Raw genomic sequence first — 6,614 nt, forward strand, 5'->3', positions numbered from 1 at the left:
AGCACAGCCGTCACGGCGCCGACCGGCGGCGCGAAATCGGCCATCAGGCCCTGCGGCATCGAGCTGGCCGGAACGAAGGAATCCGCCGCCGCCATCCGGCCCGCGACCCAGCCGAGCAGCGCCGCGCTCGCCCACAGCAGCGGCGGCTTGCGCAAGATCGTGATGACCTGCGCCGAGCCCAGGGCCAGCAGTGGGATCGACAGAGCGAGGCCGAACAGGACGAGGGGCTTTTCGACCGAAGCGCCCGCCTCCCCCAGCGCAAGCGCCGCGCCGACGACCGCTGTCATATTGATGAGCGCGGCCGGCGCGTCGAAAGCCAGAGCGGCGGCCATCGCCCCGCCGAGATCGCGGCGTGGCGGAATCTCCGGCGCCTTGTCGGTCTCGCCCCGGATCGCGGTGGCCAAAGCCGCCCACAGCAACAAAGCGGCGCCGGCAAGGCCGAATCCCGGCAGGCCGACGCAGGCCATCAGCGCATAGGCCAGCGCGATGCGCAGCAAGATGAACAGGATCGTGCCGAGATTGACGCCGAGGCGCTTCCGCTCCGCCGGCAGCGCGCGGGTGGCCATGGCCAGCGCCACGGCGTTTTCGCCGGACAGGATGAAATCGAGCCATACGATCTCGATGAGGCCGGCGATGATTTGCGAAAAGTCCATGTTTTTGCCCTGACGGGGATGACGCGGAGATTAGGACAGCGCGAAAGCTTTCGCCATGGTCAGAATGACGCGGGTCGCGCGATCGAGCCGCGCGCCGCGCCAGTTCGGCAGATGGACGAAACTGGCGCGGCGATCCATCAGCAGCGTGAGATAGAGGCTTTCATTGCAGAGATAATCGCCGGCGTCGCGCGAGAGCGAGGCCGGAACGCCATTGCGCCGAGCCAGGGCGGCGAGCCGGGGCGCGGCGCCCGAAGCGTGCAACACCTCCGGCCCGCCATGCGCCAGCAGTCGGCAAAAAGGCCGCTGTTTCGCGGCGTCGGGCTTGAGGATCGAGGCGCGGTTGCGCGCCAGGGTTTCGATCGTCAGCCGTCTGCGACGCCCGGCGACGCCGAGCAGAAGCACGGCGTCCGGGCTCGTGCGTGCGAACAGTCGCGACAGCGTCGGCGACAGGGCGAATCGCTCGACCGGCAGAATGGCGGTGTGAAGGTCGATTCCGGCGAGCGCGAACACGCTCTTGGCCTTTTCCAGCCGCTTCACGATGATTTCGGCTGGATTGACGCGTTGGCCCGGAAACGGCCCGAACCCGGCAACGACCAGCGATTTCCGCATGGAAAAACTCATAAGCCAAGCGCGGCTGCGATTTTCTCGACGGCGACCGTCGGCGACAACGCGCCGTCGGCGACCTGCTTTTCCAGCGCCGGCAGCAGCGCGCGCACCTGCGCGTCGGAGCGCAGACGCGAGAACAGCAACTCCTCCAGCATGGTCCACATCCATTTCACCTGCTGGCTGCGGCGTTTCTGCGCGAATTCGCCGCTGGCCTCGAAGCGGCGGCGATGCTCGACCACCTGCTCCCACATCGCATCGAGGCCGATATTATCGAGGCCGGAAACCAGCACCACCGGCGGCGACCAGTTCTGCGAGGCCGGCTGCATGATGTGCAGGGCCGCGCGGTATTCGCCCGCCGCCCGCACCGCGCGTGGGCGGCCTTCGCCCTCTGACTTGTTGACCGCGATCATGTCGGCCAGCTCCAGCACGCCCTTCTTGATGCCCTGCAATTCGTCGCCGGCGCCCGGCAGCATCAGCACCAGAAAGAAATCGGTCATTTCGGCGACGGTCGTCTCCGACTGGCCGACGCCGACCGTCTCGACCAGAATCACGTCGAAACCGGCCGCCTCGCACAGCAGCATCGTCTCGCGGGTCTTGGCCGCGACGCCGCCGAGCGTGCCGGATGAGGGCGACGGCCGGATGAAGGCGTTGCGCTCGACCGAAAGCCGCGCCATGCGCGTCTTGTCGCCAAGGATCGAGCCGCCCGTGCGCGCCGAGGACGGATCGACCGCCAGCACCGCGACCTTGTGGCCGGCGGCGACAAGATTGGAGCCCAAAGTGTCGATGGTGGTGGATTTGCCGACGCCCGGGACGCCGGTGATTCCGACCCTCATGCCGCGCCCGGTATGCGGCAGCACGAGCTGAACCAGTTCGCGCGCCTGATGCTGGTGCTCGGCCTTGCGGCTTTCGACCAGAGTGATGGCGCGGGCAAGCGCTGCGCGGTCGCCCGCGCGCAGCCGTTCGGCGAGCGTGGGAATGTCGATGGCGCGGGGATGGGAATGCGGGGCGGTCATAACGCCTTATAGGCGGGCGCGACCGTCAGCGGAAGGCGCCCGTTCGCCGCACTCAGGGCATTGGTCAAGGCATTCCTGGCTGGGGAATCAGCGGCGGGCCGAAGCCGCCGCGCTGCTGCACGGCATTGACCTGCACGCCCACGGTCAGATGATCGGTGACGGCGTAATCCACGCCCGCGCCGACCGTCGTGATGGTCGCGGTCGACTGGCCGCCGACGAACATGTCGTTGATGGCCTCGAAGCCGATCGGGGCGCCGATGAGCGAACTGGTAGGCTTGGCGAGCCCGGCTCCGAAGGTGACATAGGGCATGATCCGGCCCATGTCATAGCCGACCTTGACCTGCGCCAGGCCGAAATCATAGCCGCGCGGGCCATATTGATAGAGGCCGGGCATATAGCCGGCCGAAGCCTGCGCGCCGATCACGACGCGATTGTCCAGCTCCTTGTAATAGCCGACATAAGCATCGCCGCCGAAGCCGCCGCGCGAGCCATGGCCGCCGCCCACCGCCGCGAACATGTCCGCGCCGACCGTCAGGCCGCTCCACGGATTGGACGGCGCGGGCGCATCCCACGGCTGCAAAACGGGCGGCGCGTCATAGATCGAGCCGCCGGGGCCGCTGACGAAATAAGGCAGATCCGCCGCGCGGGCCGGCGCGGCGAGAACGAGGCAAAGCAGCAAAGCGGGACGAAAGGCGCGGATCATTCTGGCCTCGAACATAATCCAGCCCTTCATCGCAGCCAAGTCGGGCGGCAAAAAGGCGGCGAGGCAAGGGGTCTCGATGATCGCGATAAGTCGCGATCATCGAGACTTGGCCTTATGCTTCTTCGGCGTCGCCGCCGCGGGCGCGGAATTCGGCGCGCAAGGCGTCGATGCTGATCTCGGCGCCGTCGCGCGCGCAGCGCCAGAAGGTCCAGCCGTTGCAGGCGGGCAGGCCCTGCGCCAGCGCGCCGATCTTGTGGATCGAGCCGACGATGTCGCCGAGCGCGACCGCGCCATCGGCGCGCACGACCGCCGTCCAGCGTTTTTTCTCGTCGAACAGCACCGTTCCCGGCGCAATCAGCCCGGCCTCGATCAGGCTGGCGAAGGCGACGCGCTTTTCCTGCCTCTTGCCGAGCGGCGTCGAAAAGGCCGCTTCGGGCAGCGGCTCGACCGCCTCGATTCGCGCCGTGGCGGCGGCGATATAATCCGGATCGCGCTCGCAGCCCAGAAAATTGCGGCCAAGCTTCTTGGCCACGGCGCCGGTGGTGCCGGAGCCGAAGAACGGATCGAGCACCAGATCGCCGGGCTTCGACGCCGCCATCATGATGCGCGCCAGCAGCGCCTCGGGCTTCTGGGTCGGATGGGTCTTGCGGCCCGAATCGTCCTTCAGCCGCTCGGCGCCGGTGCAGATAGGGAAAAACCAGTCGGAGCGCATCTGGCGGTCTTCATTGCCGGCCTTCAGCGCCTCGTAATTGAAGGTATAGGCTTTCGCGCCCGCGCTCTTGGAGGCCCAGATCATGGTCTCATGGGCGTTGGTGAAGCGGCGGCCGCGGAAATTCGGCATCGGATTGGCCTTGCGCCAGACGATGTCGTTGAGGATCCAGAAGCCGAGATCCTGCAGGATCGCGCCGACCCGGAAAATATTGTGATAGGAGCCGATCACGAAAATGGTCGCGTCGGGCTTCATCGCGCGGCGCGCGGCGGCGAGCCAGTCGCGGGTGAAGCGGTCATAATCGGCGAAGGAGGCGAATTTGTCCCAGTCGTCGTCGACGGCGTCGACCTCGCTCTGGTCCGGGCGGGTCAGGCCGCCTTCGAGCTGAAGATTATAGGGCGGATCGGCGAAGACCAGATCGACGCTGGCCTCGGGCAGGCCGAGCATGGCCTCGACGCAATCGCCGACCAGGATCTGGTCGAGCGGCGGCGCGGCGACAAGACGCGGCTCGGCGGCGGCGCGAATGGTCGCCCCCGCCGCCGGGCGTCGGACCGGCGTAAGTCCAGTACGCGAAACCAGATTCTGGACTTTTTGACCGGCCGTCCCGGCGCGAAGGATACGCATGAACTCAAAACCGCACGCGACTGACTGACCGGGCCAAGCTACCCGCGACGCGGTAAAGAGGCCGTATAGGTTTCACAAAGGCCGTTGTCTCTTTTCCGAACGGAATTCTTAAGTCATCGTTATCCTTAACGCCCCGGCCGAGAGCAGAAAGGACGCGCGCGGCGTCTTAGGCCCGGAAAAACAAGGCGATGACGCCAAAGGCGCGTTAAGAATGGTAAAGACCCTCGTCCCCTCGCCGGAACGTTCCGACGTTACGCAACGTCCTTTCGGATGCATTTTTTGTGAAACGCGCCGCTAAAACGTCAGGCGGGTCGCCACCAGCGGCCAATATTGGTTGGAGGTCGCGTTCATCTGCGTCACGCGCCGAACAAGGCGCGAACCGGCGCGAAGGAGCGGCGATGTTCGTCGCAGGGGCCAAGCGCGGCGAGCGCGGCGCGGTGAGTCGGCGTCGGATAGCCGGCATGGACCGCAAAGCCATAGCCGGGATGAAGCGCGTCGAGCCGCGTCATGAGGCGGTCGCGCGTGACCTTGGCGACGATCGAGGCGGCGGCGATCGACAGGCTGGTGGCGTCGCCCTTGGTCACGGCCCGGCCGGCGCAGGGCAACAGCGGCAGGTCGCGGCCGTCGACCAGAGCGAAACGCGGCGTCACGGCAAGCCCGCGCGCCGCGCGCGCCATGCAGGCGAGCGTCGCGCCCCTGATGTTCAAAGCGTCGATTTCCGCCGCCGGCGCCAAAGCGACGGAAACCGCAGCGGCCCGCGCGCAAATCGCCTCGTAAAGCGCCTCGCGCCGGCGCGCCGAGAGCTTTTTGGAATCGTCCAATCCCTCGGGCAGGTCATCCGGGTCGAGAATGACCGCCGCGACGCAGACCGGGCCCGCCAGCGGGCCGCGCCCGACCTCGTCGAGGCCGGCGGCGGGCCACAGGCCCTGCGCGATCAATTCGGCTTCGAGCCGGAAATCAGCCGGCATCAGAAAGCGCCGCCTTGTCGATGGCGTGTTTCAGCGCGCGCAGGTCGCGCCAGGCTTGCGCCTTTTTCAGCGGCGCGCGCAGCAGATAGGCCGGATGCAGCATGGGCAAGGCGCGGATGGTCTTGGTCCCGCAATGGTAATCGCGCCAATGGCCGCGCAGCCGCATGATGCCCTCCTTTTCTTCGAGCAGGGTCTGGGCGGCCGAGGCCCCGAGCAGGACGAGAAAATCGGGCGCAACCAATTCGATCTGCCGCCGGATGAAAGGCAGGCACAGAGCCAGCTCCTGCGGCGTCGGCGTACGGTTGCCGGGCGGGCGCCAGGGCACGACATTGGCGATATAAACCTTTGTCCGGTCCAGCCCGATGGCGGCGAGCATCTTGTCGAGCAATTGCCCGGCGCGACCGACGAAGGGACGGCCGATGCGGTCTTCGTCCGCGCCCGGCCCCTCGCCGACGATCATGATTTTCGCATCCGGCGCGCCATCGGCGAAGACGAGCTGGGTCGCCGAATGTTTCAGCGCGCAACCGTCGAAAGCGGCGAGTTTTTCGCGCAATTCTTCCAGCGTGCGTGCGCTCGCGGCCTGTTCGCGCGCGCCGGTCGCGGCGGCGTCATGGGACAGGGCGGCCGCGGGCGCCGGGCTTCGCGGCGCAGGCGCCGGCGCAAGAGGCGGAATTTGACGGGACGGCGCTTGACGAAGCGGCGCCTGGCGCAGCGGCTCGAACGGCGCCGGATCGGGCGGTGGAAGCGGTTCGGGCGCGAAATCGTCCGGCGGGAGCGCTGGAGACGGCGCCCGATCGGAAATGGGGGTGGGAATCTGGCGCGATTGCGCAAACCGATCCGCCGGCGTCTCCCCCACGGCGCAATCGACGCCCATCTCGGCGTACCAGCGCAAAAGCGCGGCCAAAGCCTCCTGATCCATCGCGCCGGCGTCCGTCATGAGCGTTTTTAACTTTTGCCGCTTGCCAGGGCAATAGTTCATATATAAACTACTTTGCGCTATTCGCCGTTAGCCCTGTGGACAGCGGCGACAGGCGCGCTATGAAGTGTTGTCGGAAATTTGCCGCGCCGCAGCACCGGGCGCCGTTCGGGAGACGCAGATGAGCGAAGTCGAGTTGGAGCCGCGCGAGGCGATGGATTATGACGTCGTCGTGGTCGGGGCCGGGCCTTCCGGTCTCGCGGCGGCGATCCGGCTGAAGCAGATTGATCCTTCGCTTGCCGTCGTGGTGGTGGAAAAGGGTTCGGAAGTCGGCGCGCATATTCTGTCCGGCGCGGTGATCGACCCGAAGGGCCTCGACAAGCTGCTGCCCGATTGGCGGAATGACCCGGCCCGGCCGCTGA

Annotated in this window: 8 protein-coding genes; 1 reads left to right on the top strand and 7 read right to left on the bottom strand. The window is 67.1% G+C overall.

Features of this window, described 5'->3' with window-relative positions:
• The 7 genes from ACE3S9_RS12485 to ACE3S9_RS12515 all read right to left on the bottom strand — a co-directional run.
• Nucleotides 1-653: hypothetical protein (locus ACE3S9_RS12485; protein WP_374546790.1), on the bottom strand; the 653-nt coding region annotated here is incomplete at its 3' end.
• Nucleotides 654-683: 30 nt separating this feature from the next.
• Entirely contained in the window at nucleotides 684-1,262 is a 579-nt protein-coding gene (locus ACE3S9_RS12490) for a peptidase C15 (RefSeq protein WP_374546791.1), read from the bottom strand.
• 8 nt (nucleotides 1,263-1,270) lie between these two features.
• Nucleotides 1,271-2,272, bottom strand: a complete 1,002-nt coding sequence (gene meaB / locus ACE3S9_RS12495) for a methylmalonyl Co-A mutase-associated GTPase MeaB (RefSeq protein WP_374546792.1) — start codon at nucleotides 2,270-2,272, stop codon at nucleotides 1,271-1,273.
• Between the two features lie 64 nt (nucleotides 2,273-2,336).
• Nucleotides 2,337-2,990 carry an outer membrane protein gene (locus ACE3S9_RS12500; RefSeq protein ID WP_374546793.1) on the bottom strand — a complete coding sequence of 218 codons (654 nt, stop codon included), beginning with the start codon at nucleotides 2,988-2,990 and terminating at the stop codon, nucleotides 2,337-2,339.
• Nucleotides 2,991-3,087: 97 nt separating this feature from the next.
• Nucleotides 3,088-4,308, bottom strand: a complete 1,221-nt coding sequence (locus ACE3S9_RS12505; protein WP_374546794.1) for a site-specific DNA-methyltransferase — start codon at nucleotides 4,306-4,308, stop codon at nucleotides 3,088-3,090.
• 356 nt (nucleotides 4,309-4,664) lie between these two features.
• On the bottom strand, nucleotides 4,665-5,276 hold the full coding sequence (locus ACE3S9_RS12510; protein ID WP_374546795.1) for a ribonuclease HII: 612 nt from the start codon (nucleotides 5,274-5,276) through the stop codon (nucleotides 4,665-4,667).
• The gene (locus ACE3S9_RS12515; protein ID WP_374546796.1) at nucleotides 5,266-6,213 is read right to left on the bottom strand and encodes a uracil-DNA glycosylase family protein; all 948 of its coding nucleotides are present in this window, start codon (nucleotides 6,211-6,213) and stop codon (nucleotides 5,266-5,268) included. Before ACE3S9_RS12515 ends, ACE3S9_RS12510 begins: the two co-directional genes overlap by 11 nt.
• Before the next feature lie 160 nt (nucleotides 6,214-6,373).
• Here ACE3S9_RS12515 and ACE3S9_RS12520 point away from each other — a divergent pair.
• Nucleotides 6,374-6,614 (top strand): NAD(P)-binding protein (locus tag ACE3S9_RS12520; RefSeq protein WP_374546797.1); only part of this gene is annotated, 241 nt, incomplete at its 3' end.

The sequence above is a fragment of the Rhodoblastus sp. genome, assembly GCF_041915505.1.
Classification (GTDB): domain Bacteria; phylum Pseudomonadota; class Alphaproteobacteria; order Rhizobiales; family Beijerinckiaceae; genus Rhodoblastus.

What these genes read in the sequence shown, in the direction of transcription:
- ACE3S9_RS12490 (WP_374546791.1), bottom strand. Translation starts at nt 1,262, where the DNA reads ATGCGGAAATCGCTGGTCGTTGCCGGGTTCGGGCCGTTTCCGGGCCAA.
- meaB (WP_374546792.1), bottom strand. Translation starts at nt 2,272, where the DNA reads ATGACCGCCCCGCATTCCCATCCCCGCGCCATCGACATTCCCACGCTC.
- ACE3S9_RS12500 (WP_374546793.1), bottom strand. Translation starts at nt 2,990, where the DNA reads ATGTTCGAGGCCAGAATGATCCGCGCCTTTCGTCCCGCTTTGCTGCTT.
- ACE3S9_RS12505 (WP_374546794.1), bottom strand. Translation starts at nt 4,308, where the DNA reads ATGCGTATCCTTCGCGCCGGGACGGCCGGTCAAAAAGTCCAGAATCTG.
- ACE3S9_RS12510 (WP_374546795.1), bottom strand. Translation starts at nt 5,276, where the DNA reads ATGCCGGCTGATTTCCGGCTCGAAGCCGAATTGATCGCGCAGGGCCTG.
- ACE3S9_RS12515 (WP_374546796.1), bottom strand. Translation starts at nt 6,213, where the DNA reads ATGACGGACGCCGGCGCGATGGATCAGGAGGCTTTGGCCGCGCTTTTG.